This window comes from Vibrio sp. 2-1-2a (genome assembly GCF_032648565.1).
GTDB lineage: Bacteria > Pseudomonadota > Gammaproteobacteria > Enterobacterales > Vibrionaceae > Vibrio > Vibrio diabolicus.
Genome location: NZ_WBOH01000021.1, coordinates 1 through 13,560, shown reverse-complemented (window position 1 = coordinate 13,560; position 13,560 = coordinate 1). Strand labels below are relative to the sequence as shown.

23 protein-coding genes are annotated in these 13,560 nt (G+C 43.5%); 1 reads left to right on the top strand and 22 read right to left on the bottom strand.

The window, feature by feature from the left end; genetic code table 11:
• Window positions 1–139: 139 nt before the first annotated feature.
• From F7Y48_RS23145 to F7Y48_RS23040, 22 genes are all read right to left on the bottom strand, one after another.
• On the bottom strand, window positions 140–415 hold the full coding sequence (locus F7Y48_RS23145) for a hypothetical protein (RefSeq protein ID WP_061899358.1): 276 nt from the start codon (window positions 413–415) through the stop codon (window positions 140–142).
• A gap of 152 nt (window positions 416–567) precedes the next feature.
• The gene (locus tag F7Y48_RS23140) at window positions 568–1,071 is read right to left on the bottom strand and encodes a GIY-YIG nuclease family protein (RefSeq protein ID WP_301949431.1); all 504 of its coding nucleotides are present in this window, start codon (window positions 1,069–1,071) and stop codon (window positions 568–570) included.
• A 90-nt stretch (window positions 1,072–1,161) separates the two neighbouring features.
• The gene (locus F7Y48_RS23135; RefSeq protein WP_301949430.1) at window positions 1,162–1,485 is read right to left on the bottom strand and encodes a hypothetical protein; all 324 of its coding nucleotides are present in this window, start codon (window positions 1,483–1,485) and stop codon (window positions 1,162–1,164) included.
• Between the two features lie 27 nt (window positions 1,486–1,512).
• Window positions 1,513–1,773 carry a hypothetical protein gene (locus F7Y48_RS23130; protein ID WP_301949429.1) on the bottom strand — a complete coding sequence of 87 codons (261 nt, stop codon included), beginning with the start codon at window positions 1,771–1,773 and terminating at the stop codon, window positions 1,513–1,515.
• A gap of 434 nt (window positions 1,774–2,207) precedes the next feature.
• A complete protein-coding gene (tnpA, locus tag F7Y48_RS23125) occupies window positions 2,208–2,636 on the bottom strand; it encodes an IS200/IS605 family transposase (protein ID WP_024699775.1) in 429 nt (142 codons plus the stop codon).
• Window positions 2,637–3,101 (bottom strand): hypothetical protein, encoded by a 465-nt coding sequence (locus F7Y48_RS23120; RefSeq protein WP_301949428.1) that lies wholly within the window; start codon window positions 3,099–3,101, stop codon window positions 2,637–2,639.
• Complete coding sequence (locus F7Y48_RS23115; protein WP_301949427.1) at window positions 3,095–3,289, bottom strand: hypothetical protein; 195 nt, start codon at window positions 3,287–3,289, stop codon at window positions 3,095–3,097. Before F7Y48_RS23115 ends, F7Y48_RS23120 begins: the two co-directional genes overlap by 7 nt.
• The gene (locus F7Y48_RS23110) at window positions 3,289–3,693 is read right to left on the bottom strand and encodes a hypothetical protein (RefSeq protein ID WP_301949426.1); all 405 of its coding nucleotides are present in this window, start codon (window positions 3,691–3,693) and stop codon (window positions 3,289–3,291) included. Before F7Y48_RS23110 ends, F7Y48_RS23115 begins: the two co-directional genes overlap by 1 nt.
• The gene (locus F7Y48_RS23105) at window positions 3,684–3,920 is read right to left on the bottom strand and encodes a hypothetical protein (RefSeq protein ID WP_206954612.1); all 237 of its coding nucleotides are present in this window, start codon (window positions 3,918–3,920) and stop codon (window positions 3,684–3,686) included. The genes F7Y48_RS23110 and F7Y48_RS23105 overlap by 10 nt, the downstream gene beginning before the upstream one ends.
• Before the next feature lie 304 nt (window positions 3,921–4,224).
• The gene (locus tag F7Y48_RS23100; protein WP_206954614.1) at window positions 4,225–4,803 is read right to left on the bottom strand and encodes a hypothetical protein; all 579 of its coding nucleotides are present in this window, start codon (window positions 4,801–4,803) and stop codon (window positions 4,225–4,227) included.
• A gap of 13 nt (window positions 4,804–4,816) precedes the next feature.
• Complete coding sequence (locus F7Y48_RS23095) at window positions 4,817–5,164, bottom strand: hypothetical protein (protein WP_206954616.1); 348 nt, start codon at window positions 5,162–5,164, stop codon at window positions 4,817–4,819.
• Window positions 5,165–5,300: 136 nt separating this feature from the next.
• Window positions 5,301–5,711, bottom strand: a complete 411-nt coding sequence (locus F7Y48_RS23090) for a Mor transcription activator family protein (RefSeq protein WP_206954617.1) — start codon at window positions 5,709–5,711, stop codon at window positions 5,301–5,303.
• Window positions 5,705–5,959 (bottom strand): hypothetical protein, encoded by a 255-nt coding sequence (locus F7Y48_RS23085; protein WP_206954618.1) that lies wholly within the window; start codon window positions 5,957–5,959, stop codon window positions 5,705–5,707. Before F7Y48_RS23085 ends, F7Y48_RS23090 begins: the two co-directional genes overlap by 7 nt.
• 331 nt (window positions 5,960–6,290) lie before the next feature.
• The gene (locus F7Y48_RS23080) at window positions 6,291–6,452 is read right to left on the bottom strand and encodes a hypothetical protein (RefSeq protein ID WP_206954178.1); all 162 of its coding nucleotides are present in this window, start codon (window positions 6,450–6,452) and stop codon (window positions 6,291–6,293) included.
• Window positions 6,453–6,965: 513 nt separating this feature from the next.
• Complete coding sequence (locus F7Y48_RS23075) at window positions 6,966–7,310, bottom strand: regulator of ribonuclease activity A (protein WP_206954177.1); 345 nt, start codon at window positions 7,308–7,310, stop codon at window positions 6,966–6,968.
• A 141-nt stretch (window positions 7,311–7,451) separates the two neighbouring features.
• A complete protein-coding gene (locus F7Y48_RS23070) occupies window positions 7,452–7,910 on the bottom strand; it encodes a hypothetical protein (protein ID WP_206954176.1) in 459 nt (152 codons plus the stop codon).
• A 2-nt stretch (window positions 7,911–7,912) separates the two neighbouring features.
• A complete protein-coding gene (locus tag F7Y48_RS23065) occupies window positions 7,913–9,025 on the bottom strand; it encodes an ExeA family protein (RefSeq protein WP_206954175.1) in 1,113 nt (370 codons plus the stop codon).
• Window positions 8,997–10,754 (bottom strand): DDE-type integrase/transposase/recombinase, encoded by a 1,758-nt coding sequence (locus F7Y48_RS23060; protein ID WP_206954174.1) that lies wholly within the window; start codon window positions 10,752–10,754, stop codon window positions 8,997–8,999. Before F7Y48_RS23060 ends, F7Y48_RS23065 begins: the two co-directional genes overlap by 29 nt.
• Window positions 10,755–10,760: 6 nt before the next feature.
• Complete coding sequence (locus F7Y48_RS23055; RefSeq protein WP_206954172.1) at window positions 10,761–11,732, bottom strand: MarR family transcriptional regulator; 972 nt, start codon at window positions 11,730–11,732, stop codon at window positions 10,761–10,763.
• Between the two features lies 1 nt (window position 11,733).
• Window positions 11,734–12,066, bottom strand: a complete 333-nt coding sequence (locus tag F7Y48_RS23050) for a helix-turn-helix domain-containing protein (RefSeq protein ID WP_206954171.1) — start codon at window positions 12,064–12,066, stop codon at window positions 11,734–11,736.
• A complete protein-coding gene (locus F7Y48_RS23045) occupies window positions 12,053–12,415 on the bottom strand; it encodes a primosomal protein (protein ID WP_206954170.1) in 363 nt (120 codons plus the stop codon). Before F7Y48_RS23045 ends, F7Y48_RS23050 begins: the two co-directional genes overlap by 14 nt.
• A 7-nt stretch (window positions 12,416–12,422) precedes the next feature.
• Complete coding sequence (locus F7Y48_RS23040; protein WP_206954169.1) at window positions 12,423–12,641, bottom strand: hypothetical protein; 219 nt, start codon at window positions 12,639–12,641, stop codon at window positions 12,423–12,425.
• 71 nt (window positions 12,642–12,712) lie between these two features.
• On the opposite strand from F7Y48_RS23040, the gene F7Y48_RS23035 reads away from it, so the two are divergent.
• On the top strand, window positions 12,713–13,381 hold the full coding sequence (locus F7Y48_RS23035) for a helix-turn-helix domain-containing protein (protein WP_206954168.1): 669 nt from the start codon (window positions 12,713–12,715) through the stop codon (window positions 13,379–13,381).
• The last annotated feature ends 179 nt before the right edge of the window (window positions 13,382–13,560 follow it).

Sequence of the window (13,560 nt, the reverse complement as noted above, 5' to 3'; positions counted from 1 at the left end):
TGTAGCGCGCCGAGATAATTCTCCGATTTTTTCAAGATAAAACGAAAAAAGCCCATCCTACACAATGAGACGATCAACTCTAAATATAGACTGAAAAGCGATGTACGTTATAGATAGAAGATCGCCTCGACTGAACTAACTAATCCAACGTCACGACCCATCGGCCTCCCTTATCTTCAATTTCGTACGTGTATGAAAATCGATTACAAACCGCAACGAAGCCTCTTGAAAAGACCATTGGCCGCAGAGCGCTAAGAGAATCACATTTATAGCCATAGAGACGAATGAGATTCGCCACTTCCTCGTATAGCTGCGGGTTGTTCTCAAAATCTTTACTAATAACGGCGTCATTCTCGACTGGAATGGCGAAGGATGGCGCGCTTAATAGCCCAACAAGCAACCACTTTACTTTCATGTTATTTCCTTTTTGCATGCTATTTACTAAGCAAAATGATATCATTATAAGCATCAAGTTACACAGTGCATTGATCAGGTTTTATCTGAAAATCTGATATCTCGCTCATACGTTAAAATGAAACATGCTCGCGCCCTCTGAAGCAATAAAACTTAATCTTCTGCATCTGAATTAAGGCGTGAAAAGTACACAGCCATTTCGTCATCAGATTGAATCGATAGACCAAATTCTCTGTCGAGTTCCAAGAAAAGCACAATATCAGCCAAATGCGAGTAAGTTAGGTTGAACCATTCGCCTCTCACTCTTCTAAACTGGTAGTTTTTGTGAAGAAATGTTTCTAGGTAACTGATTTCTTTTCCTAAAAGGTCGTCTAAGTCGGCCTCGAACCAAACAACATACTTTAATGTATACGGGCATCCTGTCTGGTGCTCAGTCAGACGCTTTTCAAGATTGTTAGTAATTCCGATTTTGTAGAGTTCACTATCGCCACATCGGACGATGTAAAGATAGCGAGGAGCTTTATTGTCAACAATATAGTTTTTGTATTTTGCATACGCGTCGTGGCACTGCTTTTCAGTTGAAGCGCTGTAGTCAAATAGCCTGGCAACTTTCTCAGCGTCTTTACGTGTAAAGCGAATAGACGGATACATTTTCATATTCTTGCTATGCCTTATAAATAGATGAGGGCTTTTGACTATGCCAAAAGCCCTCATCGACTTCATCAACAAGAGTTTGTTTTGTCTCACTCAGTTAGCTTTTTGATCGCGTGGAAATTGGTCCACCGTTATCAAAATCATTGTAGACGGCTTGAGTGAACGATTGACCGCTTGATCTATTACAACCTCAATGTTGACTTCTCCACCACTGTCTGAAGCCGAAGTACGCACCCGTTCTTTATCTACACCATGCACATGAACATTAATTGGTTTCTCTCTAGAGCTGGAGGCTGAACCAGCGCTCGATGAAGTCATTGAGCTAAACATGGCTTTCATGTCGCTCATCGCGCCCACCATCCAACGGAAGTTATCGGCCTGAGTTGGATTGAGCACCATCTCACCAGCTTTTAACAACCAAGTTCCCTCGTTTGTTTTGGGGACTCAATTTATTCCATCATGAGCCTGTCCTGCAACAATTCCGACAGATGTATAAACAAGCACTCTTACCGCAACGGAAGCAATAGGACCTAAAGTAAGAGCTTTGGTCGCAGCCTCCTCCGTGGCAATGATCATTGAAGGAATTGCAGCAAGCTTTTGAGCTGCTAGTAATGTTCGATATAGACCTGATTGCTCTTTACCAGAATCTCGCAAGAAATCAGTAGTAATAGAAAGCTGTTGTTGAGTGAAACTCAGGGTATCCATTGCGACTTGGTATTGGTATGCCTGTCTTTCGTCTTCTACGTGAGATTCATTTCATGTTCCTGACGAAGAACCTCGCGGCCCAAAAAATACTCTTTCTCGAGAGCGTTCATGAGCTGTTGATTACCAGTAGCTTGCTCGTATGTCTCTGAAAATTTTGTTTGTAGCTGTTCCTGCCTTTGAGCGTAAGCGTGTTGCTCTTGAATCTTGGCCCTGTTTTCGTAGTTGGCTTGAATCGCTAACCTCATTAGGTAGTCGGCATTGATTTGATCGGACGACTCATGGAAATCATCAATTTTGTCAGTTTTCTTTTCACTTTTGACTAATTCAGCCTCTGCACGCTTCTGATCTATGATTTGTGCTTGATAACGTAACTTTTTAGCTAAACCTTCATGGATTCCCGTAGATACCCCCGTGCATGCACGGGGTACTTACTGTTACAACTCCATGCGGAGTTGACCAGAATCCTTTTCGCCCTGATGCCTAACGTAATTCGCTATAACCTGTTCATTCACGCCTACGCTACTGACAAAGTAACCTGGCGACCAAACAATGTTCTCTTTCCAGTAAACCTTACTTAGCCAACTGAACGTTTTTCGCATGTGGTGCGACGATTGGCTTTTTAGTTTACCCATGACGTCTGAAATACTGTACTTCGGTGGGATAAGCATCATCATATGCAGATGATCTTCATCAAAGCCTATCGTCTCGATCTCAACGCCAGGTAAACTTCGCAGTAACTTTGGCATAATCTTTCGTAGGTAACTGCACATACCAGGATTCAGGATTTTCCGACGGTACTTAGTCACCCAAACTATGTGATATTTCGTGTAATAGACACTGTGGGACGAGGTGTAATATTGCATTTAGCCATCGTAACGTCTCCAAAGGCATTCATCCACGGGTAAACCCGTGGTTTTCTGTATCCACAGAATAAAAGCACCATGCTCAATTTCGTAATTCACTTTTTTAAGTTCGGATGTTTCACCAAAAAGAACAGCTTGTTTTGCCAAGTTTTGTAGCATCCGCTCGCCAGCTTTAATTGCGTCCTCCTGACCTGAGGGTGGAGTGATAGTCGGCGGTTTGACAGGAGTATTAGCGCCTTCACCGCGACGTAAACGGGCCAGTTTTTTCTGTAGTTCAGAGAGATTGTTCTCAGCTTCGGACAACTCACGCTGGACAGAGGTTGCCAACGATGCGGTTTCTCTTGCCTCTTGGATCTGGCGCTCTCGCATCTCACCATTATTCTCGGTTAATCGCTGCCAGAGAGTTTGGCCTGGTGCTGGAGCCAATGCTATTTTTGTGTATTCATCTCGAAGCTTCGCTACCATCTTCGTTTGTTTGTGATGGCTTTTTCTAGTTGTGAAGCATCCACAGCATTCATTTTCCCAAGTAAAGCATTTACCTGATCTTTGAGCCTTTCTGTGTCTTGCTCAGTCCCTTTAGCGCTTAACGCGTAATAACCCAAAGCACTCGCCGCCATGACCGCGATACCAGCAGGAGCACCAAGAGCCCCCATCAGAGCGGCACCTGCCTAGTCTGAGACGCTACAAGCGCATCCTTAACGACTTTCTCTCTCGCCTCTGCTGCTGCGAGAGTATTTGCTGCACCTGTCGCCATAAAGCGTTGATTGTTGGTCAAACGCATAACTTCAAGATGACGTATTTCTGCTTGGATAGAAGCCAGTTCTGATGCCTGTTTTTGCCTTTCGACTTGGATGCCTTGCACTGTCGTGGCAATGTCTTTTGCTTTTTCTCTGGTCAAATTAGCTACCGCAACAGAACCACGACCAAGCGCTACCACCATCGCACCACCGATTAAATCAGTAATGAGATTTGCGTTGTTAGTGAAGGTATCAAGAATGGAGACGCTCGCCGAAACAGAGTTAGAAAATACGGTTGAAATTGGTTTTTCTAACGCCAAGACCATCTCTTGATAAGCGCGAGAAAACGCCGCTTGTTGTGCATTGATATTTTGTACTGTTCGCGCTGCGTGACCAAACCCGCTTCTTGAAGCACAGAGAGGCAAGCATAGCTTTGAGCTATATCGAGAATGGTTTTATTGTGCTCCTGCGCAACTTGATTGAGATATTGCTCAGTTTGAAGCCACTGTTCTTGACCACCCACCAACGCCGAAATTTGTGTGCGCATGTCTTGGTATTGGCCTAATGTGTCTTTTGCATTGATCGCAATGGCTAATGCAGAAAAGCCGCCAGCTAAACCAAGAACCTGAGATTTGAGAGAGGAGAGATCGCCCCCTGCTGATTGTGACTCTTTTGAAAGTGACTTTAAGCCTGCGCTTGCGTTGTTTGATTTAGTGCCTAGATCGCCTACCGCATGCGCAGAGCTTTTTATCTGACCAATGAACCCTTTGTTTTCAGCGTTAAACCGCAGTTTTAGTTCTTTTCTAAAACAAACATACAGACCTCTATTTAAGAATTTTCAACGCAATCACTTAACAATGAGAAAGATCGTTCACACCCGCTTCATGAAGAAGTGATGTTTTGTGTTCTACCCATTCGTCACCCATAAAACGCCCAAAAATATCAATGAATGGTGCACCATAGTGATAGACAGGGTTGGGATTTCGAACCCCCACGCTCGCCACAACGTAATCACGGATCAAAGGAAGCAGTTCTTCATGTTGACTGACTACATCTGTAATTTTTTCGCGACAACTCGCCATGACGTGCTCATAAAAATCTTTTTCCGCTTCTTTATGCATTTTACGAATCTTATCTAAGCGCTCACTGTGGTTAGAATCGGAAACGTAACTAGTTAAATTAATGATGATTGAGGACATCTCGCTGTGTTCTTGCTCTTTAGTCTTCAACTGACCCTTCAAGTCTTTTAACTTGTCGAAATCCAATTCTTTACTGATGTCTTGATTAAGAGCAGAGATAGCTAGATCCATTTTCGCCAACTCAGAACGGTAGATGGCCAGTTTTTCCTTTTTTTGCTTCGTATCTTGGATCTCAGAGGAAAAGTCGTTGCTAAGTTTGTTCAATGTTTCGACTAGCGCTTGTTTGTTCATTGTGTTCATCCTATTACTGGTTAGATTGTTTCTTGGCGGCAAGGTAGGCTTCTTTGGAAAGGCCCGTATTTACGAGCATTCGCTCTTCTTCTTTGGTAAGGGAAGGATCCGCCGAGAGTTGATGATTTTGGGCATATTCGATAATCTTCGAGATGATGGTTTGATTTTTTTCTTTGAGATAAATCTCTCCATTAACCACATCCGAAGACACAGAGGCCAGTGTGCGCACCTCATCGGATGTCAATTGATTTAGTGTGGCTAAATAAGGGTCATCTGCGACAAGGGTACGTTTTGCTGCAATGTATTCTTGCTCTGACACACCAGAGTAACGAAGTGCCGTTAATTCAATTTGGGTTAGCATATTAGCTTCCTTTTATCGAAACGCTGTTTGGTATGGTTTAGATGAGCGACTCATCGCACGATACCGCTTATGTTGACTATTGATCCTTTGAGCTTGCATCTGAGCTTTCATTCGTTTTCTTGACATAACGATCTCACTATCTGTTTTTAGAAATAAGTGGGGCGACATCATTGCGCAGTGTTTTCATCGTGTCGCCTACTTCACGAACATATTTCCTTGCGACGTCTTCGCTGATTCGATATTTTCGCGCTAGGTCGGCGTAATTTTTACCGTCAAACTCACTGTAAATTAAGTGCTTTTTGATCGTGTTTTCGAGCTTACTTTTCTTAGGAAAATAGACTTGGAAACCACCCATAAGCTCGCAAAGTGCGATAAAGAAGAGAACAAACACTTTTTCATCAACACCGTGCTTCTCAGCTATCTCTTTTAAAGAGAGATAGTATTGTCCGACCATCCCGTCGTCGCTCTTCATCATGCTTTCCAGCAGCTCGCAAAAACCTTCACGTTGAACCAAATCACTCCATTCCATAGTGTTGCTTGTTAACATTGCAGCTCTCCTGATTGAACTTGGTAGCAGTAAAACAGGCTAACGCCATTTCTTCTCGCTGAAAGCGCGTAACCAAACTCTTCGTTATCTTGAAGAATGTAGGCTCTTCGAATGGCACTAAATAACTTGCGCTGTTTCTTGATGTAAGGCATTCCAGCGAAGCTCTGACCAAGTTTATGGACATCTTCCGCGTCTAATCGAAACCCAAATACATGGCATAGGGCGTAAAGCTGTTCAAATTTGCGCATATTACTTGTCACCAGATCGTCTCACTCTGTTATTTATCGTCTTGAATCTAATTTAACGGTGAATAGCCAATTTTGCTTACTGAGACGGATTGATAAAAACGGATTACAAATTTTGGCCTATCAGGAAGCATTAAGTACCGATAGACACAGCTAAGTTTGAATAGAAGTCAAAGAGAGTATTGGTAGGAGTCAGAACCCCGTTTAAACCCTATTTAAATCGCCGCAGGTTCGTTTAAACTAATCGCTCGTCTAACGCTTGAAAATCGCTTACAGGGCGTTTAAATAAGAAAAATCACGACTATAAGGTCGTGCTTTCATCAAAAGGATATATTTAGTGTTTGAGGGCTGAACGATGGCAGGGTGATTTATCTTGGCGATTCAATGCTTGTTCTTGAAGTTGACGCAGCACTAAAAGCACCTGTTTTGCGACGAGCGCTGAGACTCGACAAGCCAACTCATGACTTTCTGCTGATGTTAGTGCTTTTGATTTCATGACTTTGAACCCTCACGATCACAACGAAGTAGCTGTAATAAGTAAGACGGTGACACACTGCTTAAACGCTCCTTGAGTTCCTCGCTCTCGGAATAAGACAAATCATCATCTAAACAAATGCCCAAGGTTTTCGGTAATGGATTGTAAATCATCCCTGAACGGTCCTTGGTACACGAGGAATAAACTTGCGGCCTGTTGCGGGTAACCACTCTCGCCGTTCCCTGTCACTCGCAATAACATTAACCGTGTTTACGGTGGTTTGGAGAATTGCACTGGTAACTAACGACTCGACTAGAAAAACCTGATTGTGATTACCCCAAATGCCGTATATGGCTAATCCATCGAAACTCCACAGCGGAACCATGTTTAAACCCTGTTTAAATCGCTCCAGATTTGTTTAAACTTTTTTGAGAGAGGGAATGTTCGAATAAACGCTTAGAGCGCCGTTGAGAGTGTTTTAGATAAGAAAATGCCTTTTCGTTTGGAAAAGGCATTATTGTTAGTAGGTAGGCGTTACTTTGCAGGTTCTTCAACTATCGGAATGAATATTTTCTCTCTGTAGCCTGTTCTGTTTCCTTCTTCATCTAGTATCGGTGGTGCTAGCGGATCTAAAACCCCATCTACTTTTAACTTTGCATACTCGTACTTTGAGATTTGACGAATACTGCATTTACAATCATCCGTTTCTCTCATGGGGTAATCTATCCAGTAAGGATGATCAACTGGCAAAACTAACCCCTTATTTTTGGAATGAACAGGGCAAGGCTCAAGAGTTGGGCCTAACATGATTGTTAAATACGGTAATGCGCGCTTTGTTTTTTGTGCTTGTTTCAGCTTGCTGACGTAGTGTTCGTTCATGAGTACTCTCTTTATTCTCTAGCGACAAGGCTAACGATTGATTCTGTAGTTGACGAAGTAGAACTAGTACTTGTTTGGCTCCCAATGCAGAAACACGAGTCGCCAGTTCGTGGCTTTCTGATGCTGTTAAAGACAGGTTGTTCATGACCAGACTCCTTTTCTATGTCTCAACAATTGTAATAGCTCACTTGGTGTCAGTTCATTCAGCAACGTATTCAATTCATCCGCTTCTAATGAAGTTAATCCTGATGTTAAGTGACGTCCACAACTGTTTGGCATTGGGTTGTAAATCATCCCTTTTCGATCTTGCTGACACATCTCTGAAATAGTTTTCAGCTCTCTAGATACTAAACGAGAAACCATGGTCAGCTCACTAACAACTGACCAATTGCATTTCATTTCTCCCAACTGCCAACGATTATAAAGCGAGGCTAGACTATTCATATTCGACATAGCATTACCCAAGCGTTCATGGAGTCTACCTTGGAATTGAATGCTTGGGATATAACTATCAGTATCAAAGTCAGAAGCATTTTTGGGAGCAGCGTCAACCAGTTGGCCGATTTGAATTTTTGCTAATGCATAGTTCTTGTTTTTCATGATTACAGCTCCTTAATGATTTCGTCAGTGACTTTAGTTTCATCAAGTGAAGCACATAGGTTCATTGCCTTTGTGATCAGATTGTTAATGACTTGGGGATACACTAGACTGACCGATTGATTACGGCGCGTCTGGAGACGCTCTTTTAAGGCTGATGCAGCGTTGGGATCCATGATCTTGTTGTAGTCACAACCCGCTCGCTCAAATTTATGCTTCAAATATGACTCTATGTCGTGATCTAAAGGCGGAACCTCAACAACCATACAGCGACGAATAAACTCACGCAGCTCATAATGGCGACGCTCATCAAGTCGGTGAAATAGCTCTGTCTGACCAACCAGTAAGATCCCAAGTAGCTTTGAGAAACCGTCTTCCAGTTCCCAAAAGCGCTTGAGGTACTTCATCACTGGGATGGTTAGGTCATGCGCTTCTTCGATGATGAGAACGTGACGTTGACCACCTTTGAACGCTGTCATAAGTAAGCGCTCAACTTGTCGTGCTTTTGCCTCCATGCTGCGCTTCGGTGTTTCACTGCTAATGTCATTGATAATGGCATCGCAAATGCCAGCCGCCGTTGCTCGTGTCTTATCGATGATTTTCGGTTGAATGACTGATATGTCACCGTCATTGTGCAGTTCGTCAAGGAGTAGACGACGAAGAACACTTTTACCCGCTCCAGAGTCACCAACAACTGCCAGAATACCTTGATTGCGTGCTACGTCTTTCATCGCCGCTAGGACGTAACGACTATCCTCATTTAAGTAGATGTCGCGTACACCACGAATGTCGTTAATGAATGGGTTTCTGAATAGCTTGAAGTGTTTCATTGCTTCTTGTGTTAACATTTGATTCTCCAGTTCGATGTCCTGATTGATTTCTTCTAGCTGGGGTTCTGGTTGGTCATTGGCTGCAACCTTTGACCAACCGCTTATTCCCTCCAGCCCGTTAGAAGCAAAAAATGCCTCTACTTTGTCTGTAAATTCTTGTGCTCGTCGCTTAGGTGGCTCATTTAACCTCACCGCTCGATGCACCGTGCTGTAGTTCATTTCTAGATAGTCAGCTAGCGCTTGTACTGTCAGTCCTGCGTTATCTAACTGCGCTCTGAGCGTAATCATGATCGCCTTGCTCCCATTGTTCGATAAATAGGTTGAGTTCCGTTTCCGATATGCCTTCTGGGTATTGCACCTTTAATGATTTCTTAAAGGCTGAAAGCTCATTTTTATGAGGGTTAAATGCCTTTTTAAAGCGGTTTGAAGCACCTATGATCGTCATTTTCTGCTCTGTTAATGGCTGGCCTTCCACACTCATTTCTGTACCACGTCGTGGGATGAACAATGGGACAGATTGCTGCTCAATATCTGCCATTGGATTAATGTCACCATTGAAAGCAGGTACACGCCCTTTGCGAATTTTCTTAATCTCTCGTGGGTTATCCGTACCCCACGCTGCGGTATCGAGGCGCTTACGGCTGATGTCCGTTTGTGTTTCACGTATCGCTTTGTGTTGCTCACCGATGATAGGGGCTTGTAGGTTGAAGCCTGCCGCATCACGCTCAATAGGTAACGCTTCGTGTCTGTGCTCTTGACCCATGTCATCCATACTCATCACTCGAATAGCAGGAGCCTTGTATGGGTTAACGAACACCTTCACTTCATCACCTGCAATGATGTGTGGAATATGAGCCAATGAATAATCGAGTGAGGCATACCCTTTAGGCGCAAAGCTAATGCTTAGCTCGTTAGGTCGAACCTTTCTGACCTCAGGCTTCGTTTGCTGCATCATGCTTTTCACCAGCTCTACGTCTTTTATCAATCGAAGCTGCTCAGTTCGTATGGTCTGCCACAGGCCAAAGCGACTTGTTTTATGGCGAGAGTGAGCCTTGAGCGCTTGAAAACCTATCGACCATTTCACAGCATACTGATTCAATTCTTCAATTGAGTTGATAGTCGTAAACGCTAAACGACTTTCAAAACGACGTTCGACAATATTGTGTGTGGACTCCACCTGACCTTTAGCCCAAGGACGCCCTGGTGTGTGTGCGATATGCTTCACTTCCAACATATCAAGCATATGACGAGTTTGGTGCGCAATGTTGGCTGAGCCTGCGTCCCATATCAGCAATTGAGGGACGCCATACATCAATTCCCCTGTATTCCGCTCGCAAAAAGCTTCAAACAGAAACTTGGTAATGGTCTCCGTGTTCTCACCAGGAGCCACGTAGTAGCGTAAGAAGAAAGCGCCACTATAATGGTCGGTTGCAAGGTAACGTAACACGCGCTCATTGACGATACGGTCAAGGTTTTTCGGCTTGTTCTTGTAGAACTCATCTTCTGACATGACTCGCAACCCTTTGCCACCTTTGAGGTAATAGAGCACGCAGATAGACACATCAAATTGCCATGCGTGGTTAGGGTAGAGTGAGCGTTGACTTGTCGTCGTTTCCATCGTGTTCAACTGATTTGGGTGTACACGAAAACGCCTAAAGGCCCGTAATACCGTTGACTCTGAAACGTCTCGTGAAAGCTGTCCATTTGCTAATGCGACATCAATCGCATCACGGATGGTCATCAACCGTTTTCCGCTGTCGCGTTCACTCTGACGCAATAGGTTAGCCAGCAATTCCGCTTCGGTACGAGTGATCGCTAACTCGCCACAGTCATTGCGTTTCTTACGCCCAGAGTCCCACCCCAACGCCGCGATTTCTTGATACAGTTTGTTCTTTGAAATGCACAGATACTCGGTAGCTCTTTGAATAATCGAACCTTTATCACCACGGCCTGCACTATCTAGCTCCGCCATTAAGTGCTTTAAGTATTGTGCGCGTTCTAGCTCAAGTGCATTCATACAGGCTTAACCCTCACTATCCATTAACAACGCACTTTCTGAATGCCATTGCTCTAGATGTTCGATAACGTGAGCGGCTATCCCCATATCACCAGACAGGCTTAGGAAACGCTCCAGTACACGGAACAAGGTATCTTCACACGCTTGGTCAATATCCGTAGGGTGCTCATTGTCTTGAATTGTTTGAATAGCATCAAAGAGTCGAGCCATACCGCTGTCTACCGCGAGGGCCGCTATATTCAGTTGCTCTAGCAACTGGCTATTTAATTGCTCCTCCTTTTGGCGAGCTTGAGCAGGTGATAGCGGTGTATCGAGCTTTTTCGATAAGCTATTAATTTTCTTGTCTTTGTCAGCAAGTAAGCGTTCATGCGATTGCTTTTCTTGCGTCAGACTATTCACTTCTTGTTGAAGGGCTTGCTTCTCTTGACGGTGTTTTGCGGATAACTCTTCAATGATTTCAAGAGCTTCATCACGGTCTTGAACCTTTACGGTTTCACCTTCAACGATAGCGGTTAAGTCTTCTTGAGGGAGTTTGCGTAAGCGACGAAAATCTCTTGTGGTCATGCCGATAGCACTCATTGATTCCAATGCCTGCTCACCAAAAACATCCAGATTTTTTAAGCGTTCATCTATTGTCGATTTTGAGCTACCATAGATTTCACAGAACTCTTCCCATGTCCCTTTAAGTACAACCATATCACTGCCGACTGTCGAGCTTTTTGCAAAGGTAATTCCTTTCAACGCCTTGTATTGCTTAGACTCTTTGATTTCTTTCAGCGCACTTAAACTCACGACGTCGGTAATTTTTGACAGTTTTTCGGCCATTTGAGCACGCCCAAGTAGCGCACCAAGTTCTACCGCACCACCAAGCATTTGTCCCTTTGATTGCGAGATTGTTAGGGCTTCAGCCGCATTTATTTCCTTAGCGTCACTTAACGCTTGCTGAGCAGTTTCTAGTTTCTTTAGTTCGTTTGACATATTACAGCTCCTCTCCTGTCAAATCCTTGAACTCAGATTCAATGGCTTGAACTTGAGCACGTACAGCATCTCGGTAGTTGAACGCAAGTTTGATAAAGTGATTAGATGGCTTCCATAGCATGGAGCTCTTCTCACCCACAGTTTCTACCCAACCGCTTTCGACCAACATTTGAAGATATCGATGAAGGCTAGTTCTGGGAGTCGCCATAAGTTCGGATAGTCTATTGAGACTCATTCCTTCCACACCGTTATCAACAAGTATTTCAAGAATCTGAAGTGCTATTCGTGCTGATTTTAAGTTACCGCCAGCAACTGAATGTTTATATTTGTCCATTGATAGTCACCATTTCTTTTTTGTGGAGAAGCTTAGGCCACGCTCGGTTCAACGCCGTTCTTGATGGTGCTCTTTCTTTCCCAAATTTGTTCAGACAAGCTAAACGGACATCTTTTTGAGTCATAAACTCCAAGTCCATGCTTAAAATAAAGTCATGCAATTCTCGGTCTAGTTCTATTTTGCTCTTGAACCGAGTAGGGATTGGCGCTAGCTCTAGCTTTCCTGAAGATATTGATTTGTATACTAAGTCCAATACATTTTTTGCCTGATAAATGTTCAACGAAGACAAAGTTTTCACTACCTTGTCGAAAGCTTTGTGCTCTTTTACTGTCTTTATTGGGGTGCTCATATCTGCCTCACTTTAGTTCGTCATATAACCCAGATGCTTTTGCTGCTTTAGTGCGAAGTTCACAAGCCTTGGGGCCATTCCAGCTACCTAGAATCGCAGACTTGGTATTTGCTCGATGCAAGCCATGCTCTTGGCACCATCGACTAAATGATGTTCCTTGCTTAACAAATCCACTCTTGATGGCGTTAAATTGTTCTACGGATAAAGGTGTTTTTACTTTTTCCACTTTAAACCTCCTTCGGTTTGAATTAGACTAATCCGACTAACTAGTCACAAATAATAGACGGATGAATCTACATGTCAACAGAAAAAAAGGCGAATGCATCTAATTTTGGTTCGAGGCTTAAGTCGGTTCGCACGAGGCTTACTCTCAATCAATCACAAATGGCTGGACAAATTGGTGTCAGTAAAGACACCTTAAGTAGGTATGAGAGAGGTGAGTTAACGCCGTCAATCGACGTTTTGAAACGAATAGTAGAAAACTACTCTTGTGAAGGGGTAACGGCAGATGATCTCTTGCTCGACGAAAAGCCAGATATACCTTCATATACCGCTGGTAGAGTCGGTTGGGCAACAGGTTTTGATTTCCAAAATGGGGGCGCTTTTGAGATAGCTATTGGCTTTAGTGACTTAGCAAAACTCTGCGAGAGCATGACAGTTTTTACTGAACTCAATATTCCACTAACTGACAAGCTATTGGATACTGCTGATTCTTTGAGGTATGTGAATGATGGTTTCGAAAATAACGGCTCCGACAAGTTCATGTCTGAAGTTGAGGAAATAGACGTAATGAGCTATTTGAAAATAACTGTTCCGATCGCTCAACAGGCTGCAAGCTTAACCCCTATTTTCAAAGATGGAGAAAATAAGGTGGACAAAATGGTAACGAAGTACCTTAAAGAAGCAGAAAAAGTCAAGAAGCTCGAAAGCGAGTTACTGTTATTGAAAAAGAAGCTTGCGGATTAGCCTTCACGCTTTGAGCACCCTTGCCCCCATCTCTGAGGGGGCTTATATTCTTAAAAAGGCAAAATGATTGAGACGCCAATCCCATTTTATCTCTCATTTACTCCCTACGACTCCAATTTAATCCCTAACCAATCCATTAATATCTTGACTTTAGCTCTCTATTATCTTGGTTCTATACA